31 protein-coding genes are annotated in these 24,667 nt (G+C 64.6%); 22 read left to right on the top strand and 9 right to left on the bottom strand.

Annotation, left to right across the window (positions count from 1 at the left end; translation table 11 throughout):
- Both LB551_RS09550 and LB551_RS09545 read right to left on the bottom strand, forming a co-directional pair.
- The coding region (locus LB551_RS09550) for a DUF1003 domain-containing protein (protein ID WP_224659004.1) at window positions 1-909 on the bottom strand (909 nt) is incomplete at its 3' end.
- A 484-nt stretch (window positions 910-1,393) separates the two neighbouring features.
- Window positions 1,394-2,287 carry a D-alanyl-D-alanine carboxypeptidase family protein gene (locus LB551_RS09545; RefSeq protein WP_140551557.1) on the bottom strand — a complete coding sequence of 298 codons (894 nt, stop codon included), beginning with the start codon at window positions 2,285-2,287 and terminating at the stop codon, window positions 1,394-1,396.
- A 386-nt stretch (window positions 2,288-2,673) separates the two neighbouring features.
- On the opposite strand from LB551_RS09545, the gene LB551_RS09540 reads away from it, so the two are divergent.
- The 3 genes from LB551_RS09540 (at window position 2,674) to LB551_RS09530 (ending at window position 4,930) form a co-directional block, all read left to right on the top strand.
- The gene (locus tag LB551_RS09540; protein WP_224659003.1) at window positions 2,674-3,777 is read left to right on the top strand and encodes a hypothetical protein; all 1,104 of its coding nucleotides are present in this window, start codon (window positions 2,674-2,676) and stop codon (window positions 3,775-3,777) included.
- Window positions 3,778-3,905: 128 nt separating this feature from the next.
- Window positions 3,906-4,517 (top strand): nucleoside triphosphate hydrolase, encoded by a 612-nt coding sequence (locus LB551_RS09535; protein WP_224659002.1) that lies wholly within the window; start codon window positions 3,906-3,908, stop codon window positions 4,515-4,517.
- Between the two features lie 95 nt (window positions 4,518-4,612).
- Window positions 4,613-4,930: a hypothetical protein gene (locus LB551_RS09530; protein WP_224659001.1), complete on the top strand. Its 318-nt coding sequence runs from the start codon at window positions 4,613-4,615 to the stop codon at window positions 4,928-4,930.
- Between the two features lie 41 nt (window positions 4,931-4,971).
- Here the strand turns inward: LB551_RS09530 and LB551_RS09525 are convergent, their stop codons facing one another.
- The 3 genes from LB551_RS09525 to LB551_RS09515 all read right to left on the bottom strand — a co-directional run bounded on the left by LB551_RS09525 (window position 4,972) and on the right by LB551_RS09515 (window position 7,318).
- Window positions 4,972-5,676, bottom strand: a complete 705-nt coding sequence (locus tag LB551_RS09525) for a glutathione S-transferase family protein (protein WP_224659000.1) — start codon at window positions 5,674-5,676, stop codon at window positions 4,972-4,974.
- Window positions 5,677-5,850: 174 nt separating this feature from the next.
- Window positions 5,851-7,059, bottom strand: coding sequence for a beta-ketoacyl-[acyl-carrier-protein] synthase family protein (locus LB551_RS09520; RefSeq protein ID WP_224626221.1), 1,209 nt, complete (start codon window positions 7,057-7,059; stop codon window positions 5,851-5,853).
- Window positions 7,060-7,063: 4 nt separating this feature from the next.
- Window positions 7,064-7,318: an acyl carrier protein gene (locus LB551_RS09515; RefSeq protein ID WP_140491308.1), complete on the bottom strand. Its 255-nt coding sequence runs from the start codon at window positions 7,316-7,318 to the stop codon at window positions 7,064-7,066.
- A gap of 202 nt (window positions 7,319-7,520) precedes the next feature.
- Between LB551_RS09515 and LB551_RS09510 the strand changes: the two genes are divergently transcribed.
- From LB551_RS09510 to LB551_RS09490, 5 genes are read left to right on the top strand one after another with little or no spacing between them, the layout of a single operon-like run.
- A complete protein-coding gene (locus tag LB551_RS09510; RefSeq protein WP_224658999.1) occupies window positions 7,521-8,363 on the top strand; it encodes an urease accessory protein UreD in 843 nt (280 codons plus the stop codon).
- A 28-nt stretch (window positions 8,364-8,391) separates the two neighbouring features.
- Window positions 8,392-8,694: an urease subunit gamma gene (locus tag LB551_RS09505; RefSeq protein ID WP_056254120.1), complete on the top strand. Its 303-nt coding sequence runs from the start codon at window positions 8,392-8,394 to the stop codon at window positions 8,692-8,694.
- A gap of 10 nt (window positions 8,695-8,704) precedes the next feature.
- On the top strand, window positions 8,705-8,959 hold the full coding sequence (locus LB551_RS09500) for a DUF1272 domain-containing protein (protein WP_224658998.1): 255 nt from the start codon (window positions 8,705-8,707) through the stop codon (window positions 8,957-8,959).
- Window positions 8,960-8,990: 31 nt separating this feature from the next.
- Complete coding sequence (locus LB551_RS09495) at window positions 8,991-9,578, top strand: HupE/UreJ family protein (RefSeq protein ID WP_224658997.1); 588 nt, start codon at window positions 8,991-8,993, stop codon at window positions 9,576-9,578.
- 6 nt (window positions 9,579-9,584) lie between these two features.
- Window positions 9,585-9,890 carry an urease subunit beta gene (locus tag LB551_RS09490; RefSeq protein ID WP_224626274.1) on the top strand — a complete coding sequence of 102 codons (306 nt, stop codon included), beginning with the start codon at window positions 9,585-9,587 and terminating at the stop codon, window positions 9,888-9,890.
- A gap of 80 nt (window positions 9,891-9,970) precedes the next feature.
- On the opposite strand, the gene LB551_RS09485 is transcribed toward LB551_RS09490, so the two are convergent.
- Both LB551_RS09485 and LB551_RS09480 read right to left on the bottom strand, forming a co-directional pair.
- Complete coding sequence (locus tag LB551_RS09485; protein WP_224658996.1) at window positions 9,971-10,459, bottom strand: hypothetical protein; 489 nt, start codon at window positions 10,457-10,459, stop codon at window positions 9,971-9,973.
- A gap of 132 nt (window positions 10,460-10,591) precedes the next feature.
- Window positions 10,592-10,969 carry a hypothetical protein gene (locus LB551_RS09480; protein WP_140514392.1) on the bottom strand — a complete coding sequence of 126 codons (378 nt, stop codon included), beginning with the start codon at window positions 10,967-10,969 and terminating at the stop codon, window positions 10,592-10,594.
- Between the two features lie 167 nt (window positions 10,970-11,136).
- Here LB551_RS09480 and ureC point away from each other — a divergent pair, with 167 nt between their 5' ends.
- The 9 genes from ureC to LB551_RS09435 all read left to right on the top strand — a co-directional run bounded on the left by ureC (window position 11,137) and on the right by LB551_RS09435 (window position 17,915).
- On the top strand, window positions 11,137-12,849 hold the full coding sequence (ureC, locus tag LB551_RS09475; RefSeq protein ID WP_411970937.1) for an urease subunit alpha: 1,713 nt from the start codon (window positions 11,137-11,139) through the stop codon (window positions 12,847-12,849).
- 126 nt (window positions 12,850-12,975) lie between these two features.
- Window positions 12,976-13,464, top strand: a complete 489-nt coding sequence (locus LB551_RS09470) for a DUF29 domain-containing protein (protein WP_224658995.1) — start codon at window positions 12,976-12,978, stop codon at window positions 13,462-13,464.
- Window positions 13,465-13,514: 50 nt separating this feature from the next.
- On the top strand, window positions 13,515-14,108 hold the full coding sequence (locus LB551_RS09465; RefSeq protein ID WP_140551572.1) for a hypothetical protein: 594 nt from the start codon (window positions 13,515-13,517) through the stop codon (window positions 14,106-14,108).
- Window positions 14,109-14,153: 45 nt separating this feature from the next.
- Window positions 14,154-14,759, top strand: a complete 606-nt coding sequence (locus LB551_RS09460) for a glutathione S-transferase family protein (RefSeq protein ID WP_224658994.1) — start codon at window positions 14,154-14,156, stop codon at window positions 14,757-14,759.
- Window positions 14,756-15,331, top strand: a complete 576-nt coding sequence (gene ureE, locus LB551_RS09455) for an urease accessory protein UreE (protein WP_140551574.1) — start codon at window positions 14,756-14,758, stop codon at window positions 15,329-15,331. Before LB551_RS09460 ends, ureE begins: the two co-directional genes overlap by 4 nt.
- A complete protein-coding gene (locus LB551_RS09450; RefSeq protein ID WP_224659021.1) occupies window positions 15,324-15,995 on the top strand; it encodes an urease accessory protein UreF in 672 nt (223 codons plus the stop codon). Before ureE ends, LB551_RS09450 begins: the two co-directional genes overlap by 8 nt.
- Window positions 15,992-16,432 (top strand): DUF3995 domain-containing protein, encoded by a 441-nt coding sequence (locus LB551_RS09445; protein ID WP_224658993.1) that lies wholly within the window; start codon window positions 15,992-15,994, stop codon window positions 16,430-16,432. The genes LB551_RS09450 and LB551_RS09445 overlap by 4 nt, the downstream gene beginning before the upstream one ends.
- Window positions 16,429-17,070, top strand: coding sequence for an urease accessory protein UreG (gene ureG / locus LB551_RS09440; protein WP_224658992.1), 642 nt, complete (start codon window positions 16,429-16,431; stop codon window positions 17,068-17,070). Before LB551_RS09445 ends, ureG begins: the two co-directional genes overlap by 4 nt.
- A gap of 77 nt (window positions 17,071-17,147) precedes the next feature.
- Window positions 17,148-17,915 (top strand): class II aldolase and adducin N-terminal domain-containing protein, encoded by a 768-nt coding sequence (locus LB551_RS09435; protein ID WP_224658991.1) that lies wholly within the window; start codon window positions 17,148-17,150, stop codon window positions 17,913-17,915.
- 266 nt (window positions 17,916-18,181) lie between these two features.
- Here LB551_RS09435 and LB551_RS09430 read toward each other — a convergent pair whose 3' ends face one another.
- A complete protein-coding gene (locus tag LB551_RS09430; protein WP_224658990.1) occupies window positions 18,182-18,814 on the bottom strand; it encodes an HAD family hydrolase in 633 nt (210 codons plus the stop codon).
- Window positions 18,815-19,069: 255 nt separating this feature from the next.
- Here LB551_RS09430 and LB551_RS09425 point away from each other — a divergent pair, with 255 nt between their 5' ends.
- The gene (locus tag LB551_RS09425) at window positions 19,070-20,029 is read left to right on the top strand and encodes a sugar-binding transcriptional regulator (RefSeq protein ID WP_140551579.1); all 960 of its coding nucleotides are present in this window, start codon (window positions 19,070-19,072) and stop codon (window positions 20,027-20,029) included.
- Window positions 20,030-20,076: 47 nt separating this feature from the next.
- On the opposite strand, the gene LB551_RS09420 is transcribed toward LB551_RS09425, so the two are convergent.
- On the bottom strand, window positions 20,077-20,262 hold the full coding sequence (locus LB551_RS09420) for a hypothetical protein (RefSeq protein WP_140493424.1): 186 nt from the start codon (window positions 20,260-20,262) through the stop codon (window positions 20,077-20,079).
- 110 nt (window positions 20,263-20,372) lie between these two features.
- Between LB551_RS09420 and gcvA the strand changes: the two genes are divergently transcribed.
- From gcvA to LB551_RS09400, 4 genes are all read left to right on the top strand, one after another.
- Window positions 20,373-21,278, top strand: a complete 906-nt coding sequence (gene gcvA / locus LB551_RS09415; protein ID WP_140551580.1) for a transcriptional regulator GcvA — start codon at window positions 20,373-20,375, stop codon at window positions 21,276-21,278.
- 213 nt (window positions 21,279-21,491) lie between these two features.
- Window positions 21,492-22,802 carry an ABC transporter substrate-binding protein gene (locus tag LB551_RS09410; protein WP_140551581.1) on the top strand — a complete coding sequence of 437 codons (1,311 nt, stop codon included), beginning with the start codon at window positions 21,492-21,494 and terminating at the stop codon, window positions 22,800-22,802.
- Between the two features lie 125 nt (window positions 22,803-22,927).
- On the top strand, window positions 22,928-23,800 hold the full coding sequence (locus LB551_RS09405; RefSeq protein ID WP_224626316.1) for a carbohydrate ABC transporter permease: 873 nt from the start codon (window positions 22,928-22,930) through the stop codon (window positions 23,798-23,800).
- Window positions 23,801-23,811: 11 nt separating this feature from the next.
- Entirely contained in the window at window positions 23,812-24,636 is an 825-nt protein-coding gene (locus tag LB551_RS09400; RefSeq protein WP_140551583.1) for a carbohydrate ABC transporter permease, read from the top strand.
- Window positions 24,637-24,667 lie beyond the last annotated feature (31 nt).

Here is a 24,667-nt window from a genome sequence, read left to right as displayed (position 1 = left end):
CGCCTGCCCCCTCACCGCCCTTCTCCCCCGCACCGCGCGCTTCGCCTTCTTCGCGCCCGTCAGCTCATGCATGGCGTCGAGCTGCATCTGCTGCATTTCGGCCAGGCGCGTCCATTGGCGCGAGATGAGGTAGTCGAGCTTTTCGTGCAGATGGCGCACTTCGAGCTCGGCCTTGAGGTTGACGCGGTAGTCGTTGAAGGAGCGCAGGCGGTCTTTCACCTCCTGGCGCTTCTGGCTCATCATGATGATGGGCGCCTGGATGGCGGCGATGCAGGAGAGCAGCAGGTTGAGCAGGATGAAGGGGTAGGGATCGAAGGCGCGGTTCAAGCCCTCGAACAGATTGATGGCGATCCACACCAGGAGCACGCCGGCGAACGAGATCAGGAACCACCAGCTGCCGCCGAAGGCGGCCATATTGTCGGAGACGCGGTCGGCGAAGGAGCGGTGCTCCTCGAATTCCTCTTCCGAGTTTTCCGAAATCGTGTCCTGCCGGGCGATCGATTCCACCACCTGGCGGTCGAGCTCGGAGAATTCGCCATGTTCCTGCTGGAGCAGCTCCTCCATGTAGCGCATGCGGTAGCGGCCGAGCTCCTCGCGGCTGATGCGGGCGCCATGCGGCAGGCCCGGATGGTCGGAGCGGATGCGGTCGGCGAGGCTCGGGCGCAAATCGTCGATGCGCACCAGGTCGCGCTTGCGGAATTTGCGGCCCGAGATCGCCGACGGTCTTTTCTTGGGCTTGGCCCGCGAGGCGCCGGGGCCCGCCGGTTCGGAGTCGGGCACCTCGGGCGTATCGAAATGCTCGTCCGAAACGCCGTGCAGGTCCTCTCCGGTGGTCGGCGCCTCGAAATATTCGCCGCCGCTGTCATTGTCCGCCGCCTGCTGCTCGGACGCCTTGGGAACGGTGCTCATGATGCGGGCTCCTGCCGTGGTGGAAGATTGATAGACCGAGGGGGCGATGCTTCGCCAGCATCGCGGCGGATTTGAGCAGCCCTATGCCATGCCTTGCGGACGATTGCGTGACAGGAAGGGGCAGCGGGCCGCCTTTCGAGGCTCGCCCGGTAGAGAGACATTCGAGATTGGCGGCCATGGCGACGGCAACAAAAAACCCGCCTTGCGGCGGGCGGCTGGCGCAAATCAGCACCATAGCGAGAACAGTAGCATAGTGGCCCTCACCCTGTCAAGAAAAAATTCCTATCGGAGATAAACGGAGCAGCTTGCAGGGCAATCGGTTCGCGCTTCGGCGCTGACACCCGCTTTAGAGCGCCGGCGCCGTCCCTCATTGCCCTGCCGGGCATTTCTCCCCGTAAGTGACGGGGAGAAAGGAGCGCCGCAACGCCGGCGCCATCCTCGCGACGCTGGTGATTGGCGAAAGCGGCGACGACAGCTCGCCCGCTCACTGCTGTTCGGCGTACATCACCCTGGTCGGGGCGTCGGCTATCGCTGGCGACAGGCTGCGCTGGATCAGCGCCTCGACATGGTCGTTGCGCTGGCGGGCGCTGTCGGCGCCCATCACCACCACGATCAGCTGGCGGCCGTCGGCTTCGTAGGAGGTGACGATGTTGAAGCCGGAGGCCCTGATATAGCCGGTCTTGATGCCGTTCACACCGCGCACGCGGCCGAGCATGTCGTTGTGGCCGCGCACCAGCCGACCGCGGAACATGAAGTCGCTTTCGGAGAAATAGTGGAAATGCTGGGGGAAGCGCTGGTGCAGCGCCATGCCGAGCACCGCCATGTCGCGCGCGCTGGTGACCTGGCCGCCGTCGGGCAGGCCCGAGGCGTTGCGGAAAACGGTGCTGGTCATGCCGAGCTGGCGCGCCTTGGATGTCATCATGGCGGCGAACTGCTCCTCCGAGCCGCCGAGATATTCGCCCACCGCCACCGCCACGTCATTGGCCGATTTGACGACGATGGCGCGGATGGCGGAATCGACGTCGATCGTTTCCCCGCGCCGGAAGCGCAGCTTGGTCGGCGGCTGCGAGGCGGCGTGGTCGGAGACCGGGATCTGCGTTTCCTTGGAGACGCGGCCGCTCTCCATCGCCTCGAACAGCAGGTAGAGCGTCATCATCTTGGTCAGCGAGGCCGGATAGCGCGGTGCCCTCGAATTGACCTCGAACAGCTGCTTGCCGCTTCTGATGTCGACGACGATGGCCGCGTATTTCTGCGGCGGCGCAGGCACGGCGAGCACAGAGTCCGGCGGCGTCGTGGTCGAGCAGCCCGCAGCCATCAGCAACAGGCCAAGGGCGACGAAAAGTCTCTGGACGAGCGGAAGGCGACGCTGGTGGGACAAGGGCAAGTCTGTTCGGGTCAGGCTGTTGCTGAGATGCGGCGAAGCTAACGTAACCCGCCAGCCGCGTCCATTTGGTTAATGGCGGTAGCCCCAGCTTTGTCTGCTTCAAGCTTGGGTTTCCTCGCCCCCACAAAGTGGGGGAGAGGTGGCTCGGCGAAGCCGAGACGGAGCGGGGGCAGCGCCGACCATGCCGTATGATCTGGAGACATTGCAGGTCTGCGCCCTACGAAAGCCCTCTCCGGCCGCTTCGCGGCCACCTCTCCCCCGCCTTTCGCGGGGGCGAGGAAACCCAAGCCTTCCAACACTGATGCGAAATGCCGGTCGCGGTGCTTGCGCATCCGGTGGCGAACGGTTCTTGTTGTGCTTTCGGATTCGATGAGAGCGCCATGGATAAGGTCACCCTCAAGGCACGCGGCATTTCGGTTTCGCTCGACACCACGGTCGGCCATATCGCCGACATGGTGGTCGAGGATGGCGGGCGCCAATTGCGGCCGCTGCACCGCGCGCCCTGGGTCGGCGCGCCACGCGATACGCTGCCGGCCGACTTGCCCGAGGGCACGGTGCGGCTGTCCGGCGATTTCCTGTGCGCGCCGTTTTCGCGCAGCGACGTCGAGGAAGCGCCGCTGCATGGCTGGCCGGCCAACAGCGCCTGGGACGTCACCGAAAGCAGCGCCGTGGACGGCGGCTGGCGAGCCGTTTTCCGGCTGCGCCGCAAGGTGATGGGCGCGAGTGTCGACAAGATCCTGACGCTGCGCGACGGCCATGCCTTCCTCTACCAGGAACATGTGTTTTCCGGCGGCCACGGCGCGATCTCCGTCGCCCATCATCCGATGACGGCGATGACGGATGGCGGCCGGCTGGCCTTTTCGCCCAAACGCTTCGCCGCTTCGCCCACCGATCCGCTGGAGCCCGATCCCACGCGCGGCCGCTTCCTGCTCGCCTATCCCGGGCGCACCAGCGATCTCGGCCATTTTCCCGCCGCCGGCGGCGGCACGCTCGACCTGACGGATTACCGCATGGACGATCGGCGCGAGGATTTCGTCACGCTGGTCGAGGCCGATCATGGTGGGCCGGGCTGGACGGCCCTGGCGCGCCGGGCCGAGGACGATCTGGTTCTGGTGCTGAAGAACCCGGCCGAGCTGCCGGTCACCATGCTGTGGTTCAGCAATGGCGGCCGCGACTACGCGCCGTGGAGCGGCCGGCATCTCGGCGTGCTCGGCATCGAGGACGGGCGCACAGCCGTCGGCCATGCCGCCTCGATCGGCGACAACTGGCTGACGCGCGAAGGCGTGGCGACGGCTTTCGCGCTCGGCGAAGGCTCCAGCGTCTCCTTCCGCCATGTCATCGGCGCCCTGCCGCTGTCGGGCACCGAGCCGCCGCAAGAGGTCACCACGGCGGACGGCCGCATGCGGCTCTCGGGCGGAGGCCCGGCGCGGGAGGTGCCCTTCGACAGCGATTTCCTGCGCATCGGGCAGGCCGCGGCCGGCTGAGTGGATGCTTCGAACGCCCCGCTTTTGACATTCGACCGCCGTTCCTTACCCAAAATGCCGGTTTGAAATTTCCGCCGAGTGCCGCCAGAATAGCGGTCGCGCCAACCATCAGGGCACGCGAGGCTGCCATGTCCGAAATCGCCCATCTCGCCGCCACCATCTTCAAGCGCGCCGGCAAGGCAAAGCGCTTCATCGTCGCCATTGCCGGACCGCCGGGGGCCGGCAAGTCGACATTGTCGGCGAGCCTGCACGATCTGTTGCCGGAAGGCGCCGTTGAGGTCGTGCCGATGGACGGCTTCCACTATGACGACGTCGTCCTCAACCGGCGCGGGCTGCGCGCGCGAAAGGGCGCGCCGGATACGTTCGACTTCGGCGGCTTCGAGACGCTTCTGAAGCGCATCCGGGCGGGAGAGCCCGACATCGCCGTCCCGGTGTTCGACCGCACCATGGAACTGTCGCGCGCCGCGGCCGCGATCATCGGCGCGGAGACCAAATTCATCCTGGTCGAGGGCAATTATCTGCTGCTCGACGAGGAGCCGTGGTCGCGGCTGGCGCCGCTGTTCGATTTCTCGATCTTCGTCGAGGTGCCGCGCAACGAGCTCGAGCGCCGGCTGATGGAGCGCTGGCACGAACATGGCCGCACCGAGGAGGATGCGCGCGCCTGGATCGCCTCCAACGACATGCCCAACATCGAACGCGTGCTGGCGCGGCGCCGGGCGGCCGACCTGGTGATTGGTTAACCTGTTCAATTGTCGATATTCGGAGGCGGGAACCTTAAGGGGTTTCGCACCGTTATGACCGCGAACCCGATTGTCCGGCGTAAGGGGATTTTGCAATGGCAACCAAGGCAAGAAAACCCGCGGCCGCCAAGACCAGGACGGCGAAGACGACGCAGGCCAAAGCCGGCGCTGGTCCGGCGATCGCCGAACGTTCGAAGGACGCCAAGCCCAGCTTCGGCAAGGCCGCACCTCGGAAAGTCGCGGCCACGGCCGCAAAGCCGGCCAGCGCGCGCAAGCCGGCGCCAGACAAGCCCGGCACTGTCCGCACGGTGGCGAGCGTTGCAGCCGGCGCGGTGGTGGCGACAGCGCGCGGCGCCGCTTCGCTGGCGGCCTCCGTGATGGGCAAAGGCGGCTCGAAAGCCAAGGCGAAATAGCCGAGCCTACGACATTCCGCCGCCCGAGGCGGCGGGAGCTTTCAGCCCTTTGCCGGAATGGTCAGGCCCTTCTGCACCGCCGGCCGCGCCAGGCTGCGCTCCAGCCATGCCGCCAGGCTGACGAAATCATCGAAGCCGACGAGGTCGCGCGCCTCATAGAAGCCGATCAAATTGCGCACCCAGCCGACGAGCGAGATGTCGGCGATGGTGTAGTCATTGTCCATGATCCATCTGCGGCCCTTCAGCCTGCCGTCGAGAACGCCGAGCAGGCGGCGCGATTCATCGCGGTAGCGCTCCAGCGGCCGCTTGTCGGCGATCTCGCGGCCGGCGAATTTGTGGAAAAAGCCGACCTGGCCGAAGATCGGGCCGACGGCCGCCATCTGGAAGAACACCCACTGGATCGTCTCGTAGCGCCGCGCCGCGTCCGCGGGGACGAGCAGGCCGGTCTTGTCGGCGAGGTAGAGCAGGATGGCGCCGGACTCGAACAGGCCGATCGGCTTGCCGTCGGGACCGTTCGGATCGATGATCGCCGGTATCTTGCCGTTGGGATTGAGCGACAGGAATTCCGGCGTCCAGCTTTCGTTTTTGCCGATATCCACATAATGCGGCTCGTAGGCCAGGCCGATCTCTTCCAGGGCGATCGATATCTTCACCCCGTTCGGGGTCGTCGCGGAATAGAGCTGGATCCGGTCCGGATGCCTGGCCGGCCAGCGGGCGGTGATCGGAAAGGCGGACAGGTCGGCCATCGAGAACTCCTGGGCGGGAACCGCACCGAGCGGCGCGGTCGTGGTGGGCAAAGGATTAGGCGTGGGCCCTGGCATGATCAATGCGGCGGCAGACGTTTGGCCGTGCACGCACAGTCAACAAATCGAAGGGTGCCGGCAGATGGAGACCTGCGGGGAAGACCATGATCGCCGGGATCAGATCGCCTTGAAGGCCAGCACCGCATTGGTGCCGCCGAAGGCGAAGCCGTTGCTGATGGCGGCGCGCACCTTGCGCTCGCGCGCGACGTTCGGCGTCACGTCGAGATCGCAATCGGGGTCGGCCTCGCGGAAATTCGCGGTCGGCGGCACCACGCCCTCGCGGATCGCCATGACGCAGGCGATCATCTCCAGCCCGCCCGAGGCGCCAAGGCAATGGGCATGCATCGACTTGGTCGACGAGACGGAAAGCGAGCGCGCGTGCTCGCCGAAGACGCGCTTGATCGCGGCGGTCTCGATCTGGTCATTGGCCTTGGTGCCGGTGCCGTGCGCGTTGAGGTAGTCGATATCCTCGGGGTTCAGCCCGGCGTCCGCCAGGCAGAAACGCATCGCCGCTTCCGGCCCCTCTATGGTCGGCGCAACGATGTCGGAGGCATCGGCCGAGAGGCCGGCGCCGACGATCTCGGCAAGGATGTTTGCGCCGCGCGCCACCGCATGGTCGTAGCTTTCCAGAACCGCCATGCCGGCGCCTTCGCCGAGCACCAGGCCTTGGCGATCGGCCGAAAACGGCCGGCAGGTGTCGGGCGACAGCACGCGCAGCGCCTCCCACCCCTTCAGCACGCCCCAGACCAGCGGCGCCTCGGTGCCGCCGGCGACCATGACGTCGGCGCGGCCGAGCCGGATCTGGTCGACCGCCGATGCGATGGCGTGGTTGGCCGACGAGCAGGCCGATGTGACGCCGAACACCGGTCCACGCAGGCCGAGATGCATGCTGACCTGGCCGGCGGCGGCACCCGGCATGACCTTCGGCACCGTGAAGATGCCGGCGCGATTCTTGCCCTCGATCAGGATGGCGCGGTAGTTCTCCTCGACCGTCTCGAAGCCGCAGACGCCGATGCCGATGACGGCGCCCATGCGGTAGGTATTGTCCGCATGAGGGGCCAAGCCGGACTGCTGTAAGGCTTCGCGGGCGGCAATCACCGCCAACAGGCTGAAACGGTCCATCGACACCAGCTGCTTGCGCTCGATGCCATGGTCGGGCAGCGCCTTGATCTCGCAGCCGATCTTGACCTTCAAATCGTGCAGGAACGGGTTGTCGATGGGACCGATCGCCGAGCGCCCGGCCCGCATCTCGGTCCAGATGGCCTGCACATCGGTGCCCAGACCACACAGCCCGCCGATGCCGGTAATGACGACGCGCTTGTGCATCCGGTCAGGCTTTTTTCGCGATCAGCGCGCGAACGGCCTCGACCATGTCGCCAACATTCTTCAGGTTGCTCCAGGCATCGACCGTGTTCATCTCGATCTCGATGCCATACTGCTCCTCGAGATCGAAGATGATCTCGGTCAGTTCCAGCGAATGGATGCCGAGCGCCGTCAATTCGGTGCTGGTGGTGATCTCCTCGCCGCCCGGCTCGGCATGGGCCTTGATCTTTTCGATGATTTCGGTCGCCAGTTGGTCAGCCATTCGGTCTCTTCCCCACTTTGTCGTTTCCCGACGCCAACTGAACAGCGCCTTTTTGTCCTCGATATCAGGCCGCGACCGTCGCCTTAGACCCCCGCCAGGCGTCGCATGAGCGTACCAAGGTGGCTCCCTCTATAGAAACGGAAACGCCATCAAGCAACAAGCTATATATCGACAAAACCGCCGCGGTGCTTAACCTGACGGCGTGGATACGATCGTACATACCGGATTTTCGGCCCCGCCGGCGCAGCGGGCGGCCGGACTTGCGCAGCTTGTCTGCGCCAGTCAAGACGGCCGCACACGGCTGCGCCGCCTCTATCAGGACGGTTCCGCCAAGATAAGGATGCCGGCCGTTTCCGGCGGCCCGCTGGAAGCCGTGCTGATCAACACCGCGGGCGGGCTGACCGGAGGCGACCGCCTCGGCTGGGAGATCGACGTCGGCGCGCATGCCAGCGCCACGGTAACGACCCAGGCCTGCGAGAAGATCTATCGCGCCGCGTCCGACAGGGCCGAAGTCAGCGTCCGGCTAAGGGTCGGCGAAAACGGCCGCATCGCCTGGCTGCCGCAGGAAACCATCGTTTTCGACCGATCGGCCTTTGCCCGCACGCTCGACCTCGATCTTGCGGCCGGCGCCGAGGCGCTGGTGCTGGAAGCCACCATCTTCGGCCGGACGGCGATGGGCGAACGCGCGGTCCAGGGCGGCTTTCACGACCGCTGGCGCATCCGCCAGGGCGGAGCTCTCATCCATGCCGAGGATTTCCGCATCGGGCCCGACATCGCCGCGACCCTCGCGCGCCCGCCGATCGCCGGCGGCGCCGTCGCGATGGCGACGGTGCTGCTGATCTCGCCGCGGGCGGAAGCGCTTCTCGATCCGGTTCGGGAGATCATTGGCGGCCAGGGCGGCGCCAGCGCCTGGAGCGTGCAGGAATCTGGCAAGCTTCTTGCGAGGCTTTACGCCGGCGACGGCTACCGGCTGCGCCAGCATCTGGTTCCGCTCGTCGGCTTGCTCAACGGAAAGGCGGGACTGCCCAAAATATGGTCACTGTGATCGTGTCCGCATCATTCCAGGGAAACGCATGAACCTGACGCCGAGGGAAAAGGACAAGCTGCTGATCGCCATGGCGGCGATCGTGGCGCGCAAGCGGCTGGAGCGCGGCGTCAAGCTCAACCATCCGGAGGCGATCGCGCTGATCACCGACTTCGTCGTCGAAGGCGCCCGCGACGGCCGCCCGGTTGCCGAGCTGATGGAAGCCGGCGCCCACGTCGTCAGCCGCGCCCAGGTGATGGATGGCATCGCCGAGATGATCCACGACGTGCAGGTGGAGGCGACATTCCCGGACGGCACCAAGCTGGTGACCGTGCATGAGCCGATACGGTGAGGAGACAAACATGCTTGAGCTGCGCCCGAACTGCGAATGCTGCGACAAGGACCTGCCGCCGGAAGCGACGGATGCGCTGATCTGCACCTTCGAGTGCACCTTCTGCGCCGATTGCGTGCAAACCGTGCTCGGCGGCACCTGCCCCAATTGCGGCGGCAATTTCTCGGCACGGCCGATCCGTCCGCCGGCAATGCTGGAGAAATATCCGGCGTCCACCAGGCGCATCCTCAAAGCCGAGGGCTGCGGTCCGGCCAAGGCCGCGTGACCTTTGCACTCACAAACGAAAGGCAAGTAGAATGATCCCCGCCAAACGCCTGTGCCTCTCTGCGATCCTGCTCCTGGCTGCCGCAATGCCCGCCTATGCCCATGTCGGGGCAGGCACGACCTCCTCCTTCAGCGCCGGCTTCATGCATCCGCTCTCCGGCCTCGATCATATGACCGTGATGGTCGCGGTCGGCCTGTGGGCGGCACAGAAAGGCGGCAAGGCCATGTGGGCGTGGCCGGCCGCGTTCGTGGGGGTCATGCTGGCCGGTGGCGCGCTCGGCATGCTGCATGTGCCGCTGCCCTTCGTCGAGCCGGGCATACTGGCGTCGGTGGTGGCGCTCGGATTGTTCGTGGCGCTGGCCGTCGATCTTCCTGTCTCGGCCGGCGTCGCCATCATCGGCGCGTTCGCGCTGGTTCATGGCCACGCCCATGGCACCGAAGTGCCGGAAAATGCCGCAGGGCTTGAATATATGGCCGGCTTTGCCGTCGCCACGGCGCTGCTGCACGCCGCCGGCATCGCCGCCGGGCTTGGCCTCGGCACCCGGTTTCGCGTGCTCGTGCGGACCGCGGGTGCCGCCTGCACGGCGATCGGGCTCGGCCTCGTTTTCGGCGCCGTGTGACGAACGATGATTCCAGGCGAAATCATTCCCGCCGACGGCGACATCGACCTGAACAAAGGCTTGCCGACGGCTACGCTCAAAGTGGCCAACAGCGGCGACCGGCCAATCCAGGTCGGCAGCCACTATCATTTCTTCGAGACCAATGAGGGCTTGAAATTCGACCGCGAACGGGCGCGCGGCATGCGCCTCGACATCGCCGCCGGCACCGCCATGCGCTTCGAGCCCGGACAGGAGCGCGACGTCACGCTGGTGCCGCTGGGCGGCAAGCGCGAGGTCTATGGCTTTCAGCAGAAGGTGATGGGCAAACTGTGAGGCCGATGGCGCCTCATGCGCGGCGTGCAAAGACCGCAAAGGGCTTTCGGGCGAGCATGAAAGCGAGCTGTGCTCTCGGCTCAATCGGACGGCTTGGCCGCCGCATAGATAACGATCTTTCCGGGGTCGTCGAATTCCACGGCGAGAACGTCCTGAGCAAGCACGCGTCGCGAGTCGATGGCGTTGAACAGCAGCGCGTTGGCCTCGATCTCCTTGCGCAGCTCCGCAATGTCATCCTGATGCTGCTTGACCTTGGTCTCGATCACCGGCGGCGGACCGCCTTCGGTGCGCGCGGCATCGGTCAGGAAGACGATATCGACCTTGTCGAGCTTGGATGTCTTGCGCACCGTGCCGATGTTTTCACGCGTCCGGTCGATCGCCCTGGCGACTTTGCCGGCTTCGGCATCGCTCCTGGTTTCTTCCTGCTTGACATCGGAACCGATGATCCGGTTGACGGTCTCCGGACTTTCAAGCCCTTGCGCGTGAAGGGAGGCTCCGGGGCTGCCTGCCACCAGGAATGCCATCGAGGCGAAGGCACAGAGCCGTCTCTTGCCGGGGTTGATCGCCATCGCTCGCTCCTGGACGGGTTCATTTCGCGGCGCCGTTCAGCGCCGATGAAACGAAACGGCTCCTGCCCGGCCAAGGTTCCCTTCCAGATAGCGCGGGCGGACCGGACGACGGCCCGCCGCGCAGGCGCGCCGTCAGCTCGCCTTCTTGGTGATCAGGGTCAGGGCGCCGTTGGGCTCCATGCTGGCCGCGACCACCTGCGCCGAGGTCATGCCCTTGGCCTCAAGGGCGGATTTGACCTTGGGCGTGGCGTCGATCGAGCTGCGCAGCTTTTGCAGGCCAGCATCGCCGCGCTGGGCGATCACCTGGTTGACCTGCGTCTGGGTGTCCTTCGGCAGTTCGGTGATGTCGACGATGTTGACGCTCTGGATCGTCGGCGCGGCCTGCTGCCCGCCGGGGGCGGGCGCGGCCGGCGCTGCTGGAGCGGGCTGTTGCGCGGGCTGCTGCTGGGCACTGGCGGCGCCTGCCAGCATCAGGGTGGCGGCAGCGGCGAGAACTATCGTTTTGCGCATGGATTTTCCTTCCATCGATTTGGCAAACGGTCGTTTTGGGGTGACCTGCCAACCTCAACCGCCAAATGGGATCAGAAGGTGTCGGCCAGCGGGTCATTGCGTGACCATTGGATGGCGGCAATGTGCAGCCCGGTTTCACCAGCACCGCAATTCGGGAGCAATCACTGATGGCCAGAATAACCCGAGCCGCCTATGCGCAGATGTACGGCCCGACCGTCGGCGACAGGGTGCGGCTTGCCGACACCGAACTCATCATCGAGGTCGAGAGGGATTTCACCATTCATGGCGAGGAGGTGAAATTCGGCGGCGGCAAGGTCATCCGCGACGGCATGGGCCAGAGCCAGGTCTCCCGCGCGCAAGGAGCGGTCGACACCGTCATCACCAACGCGCTGGTGATCGACGCCAGCGCCGGCATCTTCAAGGCCGATATCGGCCTCAGGGACGGCCGCATCGCGGCAATCGGCAAGGCCGGCAATCCGGACACGCAGGATGGCGTCACCATCATCATCGGCCCCGGCACCGAGATCATCGCCGGCGAAGGCAAGATCCTTACCGCGGGCGGCTTCGACGCGCATATCCATTTCATCTGTCCGCAGCAGATCGAGGAAGCGCTGATGTCGGGCATCACCACGATGCTCGGCGGCGGCACCGGCCCGGCACATGGCACGCTCGCCACCACCTGCACGCCCGGGCCATGGCACATGGCGCGCATGATCCAGTCCTTCGACGCGTTCCCGATGAACATCGGCCTGTCGGGCAAGGGCAACGCCTCCCTGCCCGCGGCGCTCGAGGAGATGGTGCTGGGCGGTGCCTGCTCGCTGAAGCTGCACGAGGACTGGGGCACCACGCCGGCCGCGATCGACTGCTGCCTGTCGGTCGCCGACGACCATGACGTCCAGGTGATGATCCACACCGATACGCTCAATGAATCCGGCTTCGTCGAGAACACGGTGGCGGCGATCAAGGGCCGCACCATCCACGCCTTCCACACCGAAGGGGCCGGCGGCGGCCATGCGCCCGACATCATCAAGGTCTGCGGCCTGCCCAACGTCATCCCGTCCTCGACCAACCCGACGCGGCCCTACACGGTCAACACGCTGGCCGAACATCTCGACATGCTGATGGTCTGCCATCATCTGTCGCCGTCGATCCCCGAAGACATCGCCTTCGCCGAAAGCCGCATTCGCAAGGAGACCATCGCGGCGGAAGACATCTTGCACGACATCGGCGCCTTCTCGATCATCTCCTCGGACTCGCAAGCGATGGGCCGCGTCGGCGAGGTGGCGATCCGGACCTGGCAGACCGCCGACAAGATGAAGCGCCAGCGCGGTTCTCTGCCGCAGGAAACCGGCGACAACGACAATTTCCGCGTCCGCCGCTACATCGCGAAATACACGATCAACCCGGCCATCGCGCACGGGCTGTCGAAGGAGATCGGTTCGGTCGCCGTCGGCAAACGCGCCGACCTGGTGCTGTGGAACCCGGCCTTCTTCGGCGTCAAGCCAGATATGGTGCTGATCGGAGGCATGATCGCGGCGGCGCCGATGGGCGATCCCAACGCCTCGATCCCGACGCCGCAGCCGATGCACTACCGGCCGATGTTCGGCGCCTACGGCAAGGCGCGGACCAATTCCTCGGTGACCTTCGTCTCGAAGGCGGCACTGGAGTCCGGTCTGCACGGCCGGCTCGGCGTCGACAAGCAATTCGTCGCGGTGGAAAACACGCGCGGCGGCATCGGCAAGCATTCGATGGTGCTCAACGACGCCACGCCGCATGTCGAGGTCGACCCCGAGACTTACGAGGTTCGTGCCGACGGCGAACTCTTGACCTGCGAACCGGCGACGGTGCTGCCGATGGCGCAGCGGTATTTTCTGTTTTGATAAAATCGCCGCGAGCCATTGCCCTCGTAAATGCGGCGATGAGTGGGTTGTGCCGGGCTGCCCGAATGGGCGCACTCGTTCTCCGCGGACTTGGAAATTGTGCACTTTGGGAGCAATATCTCCTCAATGAACAAGATACTTCGCAAACAGCAATTGACGCCCTACGAGGCCGACTATGCTCAGTGGTGCGCCGAGCAGGGCGCGTTGCTGCGCGAAGGTCGTCTTTCCGACCTCGATCATGAGAATGTCGCCGAGGAGATCGAGAGCTTGGGGCGGAGCGACAAAAGGGAAACTGCGAGCAGGCTTGGCACTTTGGTCCTTCACTTGCTGAAATGGGAGTTTCGGTCTGAGCAGCGCAAAACGGGCTGGTTGCTGACAATTCGGGAGCAACGGCTTCGGATTGAAGGCCTGCTTGATGAAAGTCCGAGCCTCAAAAAATATCCTGCGCAGGTGCTCGATCGAGAGTTCAAGATAGCAAGATCAAAGGCATTGGACGAAACAGGCCTGAGAGACCGGGATTTCCCTGTCCATTGCCCCTATGGGATCAAGGAAATCCTGGACGATGACTATTTCCCAGGATCACCGTGGTCTTCAGACAACCTTATGCGCGAATAGACTGACGGTGGTGTGTTGACGGACGTTCCATCACCTGGCGAGCATTCGGCATGGCCACCGAAATAGCTTCGCCCCACGACATCTTCCCGCATATCCGCATCGTCATGGGCATGGTGATCGGGCTCGGCGTCGCGCGCCTGCTGTCGGGGGTGGCGCGCATCGTCCAGCATCCCGGTCAATACCGGCTCTATACGGTGCATCTGGCCTGGGTCGCTTCGGTGCTGTTGATGCTGGTGCATTTCTGGTGGTGGGAGTTCGGCCTCTATGCCATCGAAACATGGACCTTCGGCAAGTACCTGTTCATCATCTTCTACGCCATCACCCTGTTCCTGCTCTGCGCGCTGCTGTTTCCGGATTCGATGCTCGACTACACCAGCTATGAGGATTTCTTCTATTCGCGGCGCGCCTGGTTCTTCGGCCTGCTGGCCGCGACCTACCTGCTCGACGTGATCGACACGCTGCTGAAGGGGCCGGAGCATTTCGCCCGCTTCGGCAGCGAGTATCTGTTCCGCACGCCAGTCTTCGTCGCGTTGTGCATCGTCGCGATCCTGGTGCGCGACCGCCGGTTCCACATCGCCTTCGTCGCGGCGGCGCTGATCTATCAGATATCGTTCATCCTGCGGCTCTTCGACACGATCGTATGACGGCCGCGGATGCTCTAGGCTGACCGGGAAAGGCAGGGTTCAACCATGTACAAGGCCGTCGGATCGCGTGGATCCCGGGTCAGCCGTGTTCTGTGGATGCTCGAGGAACTCGGGCAGGCCTATGAATTCGTCGAAATTCCCCTGCGCTCGCCCGAAGCCTATGCGCTCAATCCCTCGGGCAAGGTGCCGATCCTGATCGACGGCGAGCTGACGCTGACGGATTCGGCGGCGATCTGCGTCTATCTTGCCGATAAGCACGCGGATAAGGGCATGGGCGCCAGTCCCGGCCTCGCAGGCCGCGCCGAAATGGATTCCTGGATGCATTTCGCCCAGTCCGAGCTGGAAGCGCCATTGTGGAACAAATTGCGCCACCGTTTCCTGCTGCCCAGGGAGGTCCGGGTCGATGTCGGCCCCGCGGCCGCTTACGATTTCGCCTCCGAGGTCAAGGCGCTGGACCGCCGGCTGGGCGACAAGCCATTCGCGCTCGGCGACCGGTTCTCGGCTGTCGACGTGCTGCTCGGCGACATGGGCGGCTGGGCCAGAGCCGGCCGCTTTCCAATAGAATCCGAACGCGTCAACGCCTATTTCGACCGCGTGCTTTCACGCCCTGCCCGTGCCCGGGCGCAAGCCAATGGCGGAGCCATGAAATGAAGCTCAACCTCAACACCGACTTCACCAAGTTCCCGCGCGCCATCTCGGTGCTGACCTCCGGCAATGCCGGCACCACGGCGCCATCCGGACGTGCCGTTCTTGCCCATGACGAGCGGCATCTGCGCCGCCGGGCGATCGAATTGTCCGACGGCAGCAAGGTGCTGGTCGACCTGCCGGAGCCCGTCGCGCTCAACGACGGCGACCGGCTGGTGCTGGAAGATGGTCGACATATCGAGATCTTCGCGGCGCCGGAGGAGGTCTATGACATCCGCGCCCGCGACGCCGTGCATCTGGCGGAACTGGCCTGGCATATCGGCAACCGCCATCTCGCGGCGGCGATAGAGGCGGAGCGCATCCTCATCCTGCGCGATCATGTCATCAAGGCGATGCTGGAGGGGCTCGGGGCCACGGTGCGCGAGGTCTCCGAACCGTTCAAACCGGTGCGCGGCGCCTATTCCGGCGGCCATGACCACGGCCATGCCCACGCCCATAGCCACGCCGAAGCGCATTCGCACAGCCATTCGCACAACCACCACGATCATCACGATCATCACCATGATCACCATGACTGACCAGCCATCCGGCATCGCCCTGCTGCGATTGATGGCATGGCTGTCGCCGGTCTTTCCGGTCGGCGGCTTTTCCTACAGCCATGGTCTCGAGCGCGCCGTGCACGATGGGCTGGTGACCGATGCGGCGGGCCTGGCCGCATGGCTTGAAACGCTGGTCGAGATGGGCTCCGCCTGGAACGATGCCGTGCTGTTCGCCGAGAGCTGGCGCAAAGCCCGCGAAGGCGGCGATCCGGCCGAAGTCGCCGCACTGGCCGAGGCGTTGGCCGGGTCGCGCGAACGCCATGCCGAGACCATGCTGCAAGGTGCGGCTTTCCTCAAAGCGGCCGCCGCCTGGCCCACTCCCGTGCTGGAGCGCTTGCCCGCCGATTGTGCGTACTGCATCGCCGTCGGCGCTGTTGCCGGCGGCAATGGTATCGCGCTTCAGGACGCGCTGTGCGCCTTCCTGCAGGCCTTCTTCTCCAACCTCGTCCAGGCCGCGATCCGGCTGGGTGTCGTCGGACAAAGCGGCGCGACCAGTTTGCTCGCCGACTTCGAGCCGCTGGCCCTTGCGACCGCCGCCCGCGCATCCCGCTCGACATTGGACGATCTCGGCGGTTGCGCCTTTGTCTCGGATATCACGGCGATGCAGCACGAAACCCAGTATTCGCGATTGTTCCGCTCATGATCGTCCTTGCCTTCGTCCTCTCCTTCGTCCTGCTGGTGATCACCGCGTTGCATGTCTATTGGGGCATTGGCGGGATATGGCCGGGCAAGGATGCAGCGTCCTGCGCGCATGCGGTGGTCGGCTTTCGCGGCGTCGACGAGATGCCGGCGCCGTTCGCCTGCTTTGGCGTCGCCGCCTGCCTGGCGCTTGCGACGCTCTGGCCGATGGCTCTGGAGGGCGTGTTCGCCTCGCCCTTTCCCAGGGAAGGCCTCGCCGCCACCGCGCTGCTGATCGGATTGGTGTTCCTCGGACGCGGCATTGCCGGCTTCACGCCCTGGTGGCGCCGGCTGGCACCGGAACAGCCTTTCGCGCGGCTCGATATCAGGCTCTATTCGCCGCTGTGCCTGCTGATCGGGCTCGGCTTCGCAGTCCTCGCCATTACGGAGTTCCCGACATGACGCAGCCCAACGGTCCCCTTCGTATCGGCATTGGCGGCCCCGTCGGTTCGGGCAAGACGACGCTCACCGAAAAGCTGTGCAAGGCGCTGCGCGAGGAATTCTCCATCGCCGTCGTCACCAACGACATCTACACAAGGGAAGACGCCATGATGCTGGCGCGGCTGCAGGCGCTGCCGGAGGAGCGCATCGTGGGCGTCGAGACGGGCGGCTGCCCGCATACCGCCATCCGCGAGGACGCCTCGATCAATCTGCAGGCGATCGCGGAACTCAACCGCAAGTTCTCCGATCTCGACATCATCTTCATCGAATCCGGCGGCGACAATCTTGCCGCCACCTTTTCGCCGGATCTCGCCGACCTCACGCTCTATGTCATCTCCGTCTGCCAGGGCGAGGAGATCCCGCGGAAAGGCGGCCCGGCGATCACCCGTTCCGATTTCCTGATCATCAACAAGAGCGACCTGGCACCCTATGTGAACGTCAATCTCGACGTGATGGAGAGCGACGCCGCCCGCATGCGCGGCAAGCGACCGTTCGGCTTCACCGACCTGTCGCGCGGCAAGGGGTTGCGAGAGGTCATCGATTTCATCGTCGAGCATGGCGGCTTGAGGGTCGGGGGCGCCGCAAGCACGGCGGCGTGAGCTGGCTGCACCAACCAAAACCGGTTGCGGGCTCGAACAGGGCACGGCATTGTTGCAAAAAAACCGGAGGATTTTCGATGACCATCGCCCGCCTGCAAAAGGAACCGCTGACCAACCTGCCCTTCTATGAAGAGCGTGTCGATCTTGCCTGCGCTTTCCGCTGGACGGCGCGGCTCAACATGCACGAGGCGGTGGCCAACCATTTCTCGCTGGCCATCAACGAGGACGGCACAAAATTCCTGATGAACCCCAACCAGGTGCATTTCTCGCGCATCAAGGCGAGCGACCTGCTTGTGATCGACGCCAACGACCCCGAGACGCTGTCCGGCCCGAATGCGCCCGACCCGACCGCGTGGGGCCTGCACGGCGCCATCCACCGCAATGTCCGCCACGCGCGCTGCGTCATGCATGTGCATTCCATCCATGCCACCGTGCTGGCCTCGCTTGCCGATTCTAGGCTGCCGCCGATCGACCAGAATTCGGCGATGTTCTTCAACCGCCATGTGGTCGACGCCCATTATGGCGGGCTGGCCTTCGAGGAAGAGGGCGAGCGATGCTCGCAGCTTCTGACCGACCCCAAGGTCAAGGTAATGGTGATGGGCAATCACGGCGTGCTGGTCATCGGCGACACGGTGGCCGATGCCTTCAATCGCATGTTCTATTTCGAACGCGCCGCCGAGACCTACATCAAGGCGCTGTGGACCGGGCGTCCGCTGCGCACGCTGTCCGACGCCATCGCCGAGAAGGCCGCAAGCGAGATGGACGACTATCCCGGTCAGGCCGAACGCCATCTCAGCGAGTTGAAGGCGATTTTGGACGAGCAGGAGCCGGTTTATCGGAATTAAAGCCGGACTCTTCCTTCTCGCTGTCTACGCTACGCTATCCATCTTGTGACTGGCGTAACGACCGGCCCGAGGCTTGATTGCCAGGTGGTTCCCCCAATCGGTCGCTGCTTCGCAGTGCCACCTTTCCCCCTCCGGAGGGAAAGGTGGGGAGCGTTGCTAGACGAGCGTTGATGACAAAAAGCTTGGCGCCCTTCCTCTCCCCCGTCGATCGGGGGAGAAGTGGCTCGGCGAAGCCGAGACGGAGTGGGGGTCGACCAGCGCTTAGCTCAGAGCCCCAGTTCTCTGCGCAATTCCTCGGCGCTGTTGATGACCCGCGCTCCGGGCGGTCCTTCCATCGGTTTTTCCGGCCAGAAGATCGTCTTCATGCCAGCCGCCAGCCCTGCCATGGCGCCCGGCCAGCTGTCGTCGATCGCCACCGCGTTCGCGGGATCGACTTCGGCGAGATAGGCGGCGCGCAGGAACGGCTCGGCGTTCGGCTTGCCTTCGCGCACGTCGTTGCGGCTGATGGTCTTCATGCCGGGATAGGTCAGGCCGACCATGCCCAGATTGGCGTCGACGATCATGCGGTCGGAATTCGAGACCACGGCCTGCTGCACGCCAAGCGCGCGCAATTCGTTGAAGATCTCTATCGCACCGGGGCGCGGCTTCAATGTCGCGACAAGAGGCAGATAATGCTCGTATTTGTGGACGATCCACTCGTCGAAGGGCAGGTCAAGGCCGAACTCGTCGCGCATCATCAGGTAGACCGGCCAGGCAGCGACCCCGAGAACACGCTCATGCAGGTCGGCCGGGGGCGTGAGGCCGACATTGCGCATCGCCGCCACCAGGGCTGCCTCGTGCAGCGGTTCGCTGTCGACCAGCGTGCCGTCCATGTCCCAGAAAACCGCTTTCGGTGTCATGCAACGCTCCTTTTGGCGTTCCCTTAAAGGGTTTACCCCGCGAGATAAACCATCCGGACGGCAGAACGTGCCGCCTGTCGGAACGGAAATCCTCCTTCTGCCTGCCGCACAACGCGCAGTCCGACGATGGTCCGGCCGAGCGCGTCCCGACAGGCGCAAGCAATTGCCCTGGCGATTGACAATTGCGCAGCGCGCGGTTCCCTGCGAAGGTAGGCGCGGACCGCTTCCATGACCGGCGGTTTCGGGAGGCAGGACGTGAACAACCGGCAGGAGGGCGGCAGCAACAGGTTGGACGATGCCGCCCGCGCGGGCTGGCTTTATTACGTCGCCGGCAACACGCAGGACCAGATCGCCGCCACGCTCGGCATCTCGCGGCAGACTGCGCAGCGGCTGGTGTCGCTGGCAGTGTCGGAAGGCCTGATCAAGGTGCGCGTCGACCATCCGATCGCCAACTGCCTCGACCTCGCCGCCCGCCTGAAGTCGCGCTTCGCGCTCGATCTGGTGGAGGTGGTGCCGAGCGACCCGACCTCCTCGTCGACGACGATCGGCATCGCCGAAGCGGCGGCCGCGGAAATCGAGAGGCGGCTGAGATCGCCGGCCCCGATCGTGCTGGCGATCGGCACCGGCCGTACGCTGAAGGCGGCGATCGAGCAATTGCCGCCGATGGAGTGTCCGCAGCACAAGGTGGTGTCCCTGACCGGCAATATCTCGCCCGACGGTTCGGCCGCTTTCTACAACGTCATCTTCACCATGGCCGACAGGGTCAAGGCACGGTCCTTCCCGATGCCGTTGCCGGTCATCGCCTCCTCGCCGCAGGAACGCGAGATGCTGCTCAGCCAGCCGATGATCCAGCCGACGCTGGCGCTGGCCGCGGAGGCCGACGTCACCTTCGTCGGCATCGGCGACCTCGGCCCGAAGGCGCCGCTCTATGAGGACGGCTTCATTTCCGACGCCGAGCTGAAGGCATTGCAGAAAGCGGGCGGCGTCGCCGAAATCGTCGGCTGGGTGTTCGATCGCGACGGCCGCATGGTCGAGGGCATCACCAACGACCGGGTGTCGTCGGCGGCCCTGCCGTCACGCGAGAAGTCGCTGGTCATCGCGCTCGCCATGGGTGAACGCAAGCTGCCGGGCATCCTGGCGGCCGTGAACCGCCGGCTGGTCAACGGCCTCATCACCGACGAACGAACCGCCGCCGCCCTGCTGGCGAACGGATGAGCCGAAAGCCTCGAAGCAACATCGATTTGCGATAAAATCCGGGCCTGCTATCCGTGCCGTCCGAAAGGATCGTTGCCGTCGAGAAAGCCCAGGTCCCGCTGCAAGTGCGGCGACAGGTCCCTGATATCGAGATGCGCCTTTTTCCTGGTCGCGAACCAGCCGAATCCGTCCGCAAGCCATGAAATCCAGCGATGATCCGGAGCGGGAGTGCATTTTTGCTGCGCCATGGTCATGATCGTCAACCTTCGCTATCTTCAACCCGAGTGACGGGCTGAGGCTGAATGTCGGTCGTGCCGGCCGCCTTTGCCAATCGAACGTCGATAAGGATCCATAAGGAGGCTTTATGCCGGACCTCAGTTCGCGACAGGTTTCGCAGCTTCCGCCGCTGCAGGCGATCCGGGTGTTCGAGGCGGTGGCGCGGCATCTGTCCTTCACAAAGGCGGCCGAGGAACTGGCGATGACGCAAGCAGCGGTCAGCTATCAGATCAAGGTGCTGGAGGAGCGGGTCGGCGCGCCGCTTTTCCTGCGCCGGCCGCGACAGATCGAACTCACCGAAGCCGGGCAGCGCCTGGCGCCGGCGGTCAGCGAGGCCTTCGCCATACTCGGCCAGGCCTATGCGGCGGCGCGCGGCGGGGCCGACGGTCTGCTGTGCGTCACCACGGTGCTGACCTTTGCCTCCAACTGGCTGGCGCATCATCTGGGTTCGTTCCAGATCGCGCATCCCGCCCTTGCCGTGCGGCTCGACACATCCAGCCGGCTCACGGATTTCGCCCGCGAGGATGTCGACCTTGCCATCCGCTCGGGCGGCGGCAAATGGCCGGGGCTGGAAGCCTACAAGCTGCTCGACGCCGATTTCACGCCGATGCTCAGCCCCAAGCTCGCCGCGAGCATCGGCGGCGTCAAGGAACCGGCCGACCTGTTGCGGCTGCCGATCCTCGATCCCGGCGATATCTGGTGGACGCAATGGTTCGAGGCCGCGGGCGTACAAAGCCATGACCTCGCCAAGCGCCCCGGCAGCAGCATGGGCGCGCAGGCCTATGAGGCCAATGCGGCCATCGCAGGCCATGGCGTGGCGATCCTGACCAGGGCGCTGTTCAAGGCGGAACTCGCCGACGGCCGGCTGATCCAGCCCTTCGACCTGGTCGGCGACGACGGCCACGCCTATTGGCTGGTCTATCCGGAGGCGCGCCGCAACGTGCCGAAGATCCGCGCTTTCCGCGACTGGATCCTGGCCGAGATCGCCTGCTGACCGGCTAACTCCAGGATCAAAACCGCGCTCCCTCCAAATCGCCGTTGTCGCCCGGTCCGCGCCTGCGGGACGGCCATTTGCAACGTGTCATTATCCGCGCTCCTCCGTCGAGTGTGCGCTGCACCATCGAATCTGGCTTGACATAATTCATTCTTAGTGAGTAATTGCTCACAGCCAAGGCAAATGCTCATCTTGGTCCATGGGAGGAATTTGATGAAACTTCGTACGCTCATCCTGGGCTTGTGCTCGGCCAGCGCGCTCGCGTTCGCGGCACATGCCGAATCCATCACCATCGCCACCGTCAACAATGGCGATATGGTCCGCATGCAGAAGCTAACCGACGACTTCACCAAGGCGAACCCCGACATCCAGCTCAACTGGGTGACGCTGGAAGAGAACGTGCTGCGCGAGCGCGTCACCACCGACATCGCCACCAAGGGCGGCCAGTATGACGTGATGACCATCGGCACCTATGAGGTCCCGATCTGGGCCAAGCAGAGCTGGTTGTTGCCGCTCGACAAGCTCGGCGACGACTACGACGTCAAGGACATCATTCCGGCGATCGCCGGCGGCCTCTCGGTCGACGGCAAGCTCTATGCCGCGCCCTTCTACGGCGAAAGCTCCTTCGTCATGTACCGCAAGGACCTGATGGAGAAGGCAGGCCTGAAGATGCCCGACGCGCCGACCTGGGACTTCATCAAGCAGGCCGCCGACAAGATGACCGACCGCGCCAATGGCGTGAACGGCGTGTGCCTGCGCGGCAAGGCCGGCTGGGGCGAGAACATGGCCTTCCTGACCGCCATGTCGAATTCCTTCGGCGCGCGCTGGTTCGACGAGAACTGGAAACCGCAATTCGACCAGCCCGAATGGAAGAACACTTTGCAGTTCTATGTCGACCTGATGAAGGCCGACGGGCCGGAGGGTGCGTCCTCCAACGGCTTCAATGAGAATTTGGCGCTGTTCCAGCAGGGCAAGTGCGGCATGTGGATCGACGCCACCGTCGCCGCCTCCTTCGTCTCCGATCCCAAGGCCTCGCAGGTCGCCGACAAGGTCGGTTACGCGCTGGCGCCCGACAATGGGCTGGGCAAGCGCGGCAACTGGCTGTGGGCGTGGTCGCTGGCCATTCCCGCCGGCACGCAGAAGGCCGATGCCGCCGAGAAGTTCGTGTCATGGGCAACCAGCAAGCACTATGCAGAACTGGTCGCTTCGAAGGAAGGCTGGGCCAACGTTCCGCCGGGAACGCGCTCCTCGCTCTACGCCAATCCAGAGTACCAGAAGGCGGCTCCGTTCGCCAAGATGACGCTGGACTCCATCAATGCCGCCGACCCGACGCATCCGACCGTCAAGCCGGTGCCCTATGTCGGCGTGCAGTTCGTCGCCATCCCCGAATTCCAGGGCCTCGGCACCACCGTCGGCCAGCTGTTCTCGGCAGCCCTTGCCGGCCAGTCGAGCGTCGACGACGCGCTGAAGCAGGCCCAGGACGCCGCAACCGCGGCGATGACCGAGGGCGGCTACATCCAGTAAGGCTCCTCCCGGTGCCTAAGGCCGGTCGCCGACCCTGGCCGGCAACGGCCGCCCGAAACCCAGTTCGGGCGGCCACTTCCGACAGCTCGAGAAAATTTCCGTCCGATCCTTGAAGGGTGACCGTCATGGCTACTCAGCAGACCCGTTCGCTTGCCCGTTTCATGATGGCGCCATCCGTCGTCCTGCTGCTCGTCTGGATGGTCATTCCGCTGGCGCTCACGCTCTGGTTCTCCTTCCAGCAGTACAATCCGCTCAATCCGATCCGCGACGGCTTCGTCGGCTTCTCCAATTACGCGCTGTTCTATTCCAACCCGGCCTTCCTGCAGTCGATCCTCAATACGCTGCTGATCGTCGTCAGCGTGCTTGTGATCACCGTGGTCGGCGGCATCCTGCTGGCGCTTTTGATCGACCAGCCGATGTGGGGCCAGGGCATCGTGCGCATCCTCGTCATCTCGCCGTTCTTCGTCATGCCGCCGGTGGCGGCACTGGTCTGGAAGAACATGATCATGCATCCGCAATACGGCGTCTTCGCCGATATAGCGCGGTTCTTCGGCCTCCAGCCCATAGACTGGTTCGGACAATATCCGCTGACCGCCATCATCATCATCGTCGCCTGGCAATGGCTGCCTTTCGCGACGCTTATTCTTTTGACTTCGCTTCAGTCGCTGGACGGCGAGCAGAAGGAAGCCGCCGAGATGGACGGCGCCGGCTTCATCAGCCGCTTCATCTACCTGACGCTGCCGCACATGTCGCGGGCGATCACCGTCGTCATCCTGATCCAGACGATCTTCCTGCTTTCGGTCTATGCCGAGATCCTCGTCACCACCAATGGCGGTCCGGGATACGCCTCCACCAACCTCCCCTTCCTGGTTTACCAGAAGGCGCTGCTGGAGTTCAAAATCGGCCAGGCCTCCGCCGGCGGCATCATCGCCGTCATTCTCGCCAACATCGTCGCCTTCTTCGCCATGCGCGCCGTCGGCAAGAACCTGGACAGGTAAGGGAGGAAAAGATGGCACGCGCAGTCACAACCCGGCACAAGACGATCGCGACGGCTGCCGCCTGGATCGTCGCCTTGCTGATCTTCTTCCCGATCCTCTACACCATCATCACTTCGTTCAAGTCGGAACAGGAGGCGATCCAGGGCTTCAACCTGTTCCCGTCGGGAACCACGGAAAGCTATTCCGAGGTCCAGGCGCAGAGCGGCTATTTCAAGTTCTTCCTGAACTCGGTGATCCTGTCGGTCGGCTCGACCATCCTGGCCCTGCTGGTCGCCATCCCGGCGGCCTGGTCGATGGCGTTCTCGCCGACCAAGCGGACCAAGGACATTTTGATGTGGATGCTGTCCACCAAGATGATGCCGGCCGTGGCCGTGCTGTTTCCGATCTACCTGATCTTCCGCGACACCGGCCTGCTCGACAGCCGCATCGGCCTGATGGTGATGCTGATGCTGATCAACCTGCCGATCGTGGTGTGGATGCTCTACACCTATTTCCGCGAAATCCCCGGCGAGATCCTGGAAGCGGCGCGCATGGACGGCGCCTCGCTGTGGAACGAGATCATCTATGTGCTCACACCCATGGCGGTGCCGGGCATCGCCTCGACCATGCTGCTCAACATCATCCTGGCCTGGAACGAAGCGTTCTGGACGATCCGGCTGACCACGACGGAAGCAGCACCCTTGACGGCCTTCATCAGCTCCTTCTCCAGCCCGCAGGGCCTGTTCTGGGCGAAGCTCTCGGCCGCCTCGACGCTGGCGATCGCGCCGATCCTGATCATGGGCTGGTTCAGCCAGAAGCAACTGGTGCGCGGCCTGACCTTCGGTGCGGTGAAGTAGGGGCGCCGTGAAGTAGCAGCGTGCGCCAGGC

Source organism: Mesorhizobium sp. BR1-1-2, from assembly GCF_020165435.1.
Lineage (GTDB): Bacteria > Pseudomonadota > Alphaproteobacteria > Rhizobiales > Rhizobiaceae > Mesorhizobium.
The sequence above is the reverse complement of the archived record's forward strand: the minus strand, read 5'-3'. Positions and strand labels throughout refer to the sequence as shown.

Excerpts from the sequence above, each read along its gene's own strand:
- LB551_RS09540 (WP_224659003.1), top strand. The coding sequence starts at position 2,674 with ATGGATAAGGTCACCCTCAAGGCACGCGGCATTTCGGTTTCGCTCGAC.
- LB551_RS09535 (WP_224659002.1), top strand. The coding sequence starts at position 3,906 with ATGTCCGAAATCGCCCATCTCGCCGCCACCATCTTCAAGCGCGCCGGC.
- LB551_RS09530 (WP_224659001.1), top strand. The coding sequence starts at position 4,613 with ATGGCAACCAAGGCAAGAAAACCCGCGGCCGCCAAGACCAGGACGGCG.
- LB551_RS09525 (WP_224659000.1), bottom strand. The coding sequence starts at position 5,676 with ATGGCCGACCTGTCCGCCTTTCCGATCACCGCCCGCTGGCCGGCCAGG.
- LB551_RS09520 (WP_224626221.1), bottom strand. The coding sequence starts at position 7,059 with ATGCACAAGCGCGTCGTCATTACCGGCATCGGCGGGCTGTGTGGTCTG.
- LB551_RS09515 (WP_140491308.1), bottom strand. The coding sequence starts at position 7,318 with ATGGCTGACCAACTGGCGACCGAAATCATCGAAAAGATCAAGGCCCAT.
- LB551_RS09505 (WP_056254120.1), top strand. The coding sequence starts at position 8,392 with ATGAACCTGACGCCGAGGGAAAAGGACAAGCTGCTGATCGCCATGGCG.
- LB551_RS09500 (WP_224658998.1), top strand. The coding sequence starts at position 8,705 with ATGCTTGAGCTGCGCCCGAACTGCGAATGCTGCGACAAGGACCTGCCG.
- LB551_RS09495 (WP_224658997.1), top strand. The coding sequence starts at position 8,991 with ATGATCCCCGCCAAACGCCTGTGCCTCTCTGCGATCCTGCTCCTGGCT.
- LB551_RS09490 (WP_224626274.1), top strand. The coding sequence starts at position 9,585 with ATGATTCCAGGCGAAATCATTCCCGCCGACGGCGACATCGACCTGAAC.
- LB551_RS09485 (WP_224658996.1), bottom strand. The coding sequence starts at position 10,459 with ATGGCGATCAACCCCGGCAAGAGACGGCTCTGTGCCTTCGCCTCGATG.
- LB551_RS09480 (WP_140514392.1), bottom strand. The coding sequence starts at position 10,969 with ATGCGCAAAACGATAGTTCTCGCCGCTGCCGCCACCCTGATGCTGGCA.
- ureC (WP_411970937.1), top strand. The coding sequence starts at position 11,137 with ATGGCCAGAATAACCCGAGCCGCCTATGCGCAGATGTACGGCCCGACC.
- LB551_RS09470 (WP_224658995.1), top strand. The coding sequence starts at position 12,976 with ATGAACAAGATACTTCGCAAACAGCAATTGACGCCCTACGAGGCCGAC.
- LB551_RS09465 (WP_140551572.1), top strand. The coding sequence starts at position 13,515 with ATGGCCACCGAAATAGCTTCGCCCCACGACATCTTCCCGCATATCCGC.
- LB551_RS09460 (WP_224658994.1), top strand. The coding sequence starts at position 14,154 with ATGTACAAGGCCGTCGGATCGCGTGGATCCCGGGTCAGCCGTGTTCTG.
- ureE (WP_140551574.1), top strand. The coding sequence starts at position 14,756 with ATGAAGCTCAACCTCAACACCGACTTCACCAAGTTCCCGCGCGCCATC.
- LB551_RS09450 (WP_224659021.1), top strand. The coding sequence starts at position 15,324 with ATGACTGACCAGCCATCCGGCATCGCCCTGCTGCGATTGATGGCATGG.
- LB551_RS09445 (WP_224658993.1), top strand. The coding sequence starts at position 15,992 with ATGATCGTCCTTGCCTTCGTCCTCTCCTTCGTCCTGCTGGTGATCACC.
- ureG (WP_224658992.1), top strand. The coding sequence starts at position 16,429 with ATGACGCAGCCCAACGGTCCCCTTCGTATCGGCATTGGCGGCCCCGTC.
- LB551_RS09435 (WP_224658991.1), top strand. The coding sequence starts at position 17,148 with ATGACCATCGCCCGCCTGCAAAAGGAACCGCTGACCAACCTGCCCTTC.
- LB551_RS09430 (WP_224658990.1), bottom strand. The coding sequence starts at position 18,814 with ATGACACCGAAAGCGGTTTTCTGGGACATGGACGGCACGCTGGTCGAC.
- LB551_RS09420 (WP_140493424.1), bottom strand. The coding sequence starts at position 20,262 with ATGACCATGGCGCAGCAAAAATGCACTCCCGCTCCGGATCATCGCTGG.
- gcvA (WP_140551580.1), top strand. The coding sequence starts at position 20,373 with ATGCCGGACCTCAGTTCGCGACAGGTTTCGCAGCTTCCGCCGCTGCAG.
- LB551_RS09410 (WP_140551581.1), top strand. The coding sequence starts at position 21,492 with ATGAAACTTCGTACGCTCATCCTGGGCTTGTGCTCGGCCAGCGCGCTC.
- LB551_RS09405 (WP_224626316.1), top strand. The coding sequence starts at position 22,928 with ATGGCTACTCAGCAGACCCGTTCGCTTGCCCGTTTCATGATGGCGCCA.
- LB551_RS09400 (WP_140551583.1), top strand. The coding sequence starts at position 23,812 with ATGGCACGCGCAGTCACAACCCGGCACAAGACGATCGCGACGGCTGCC.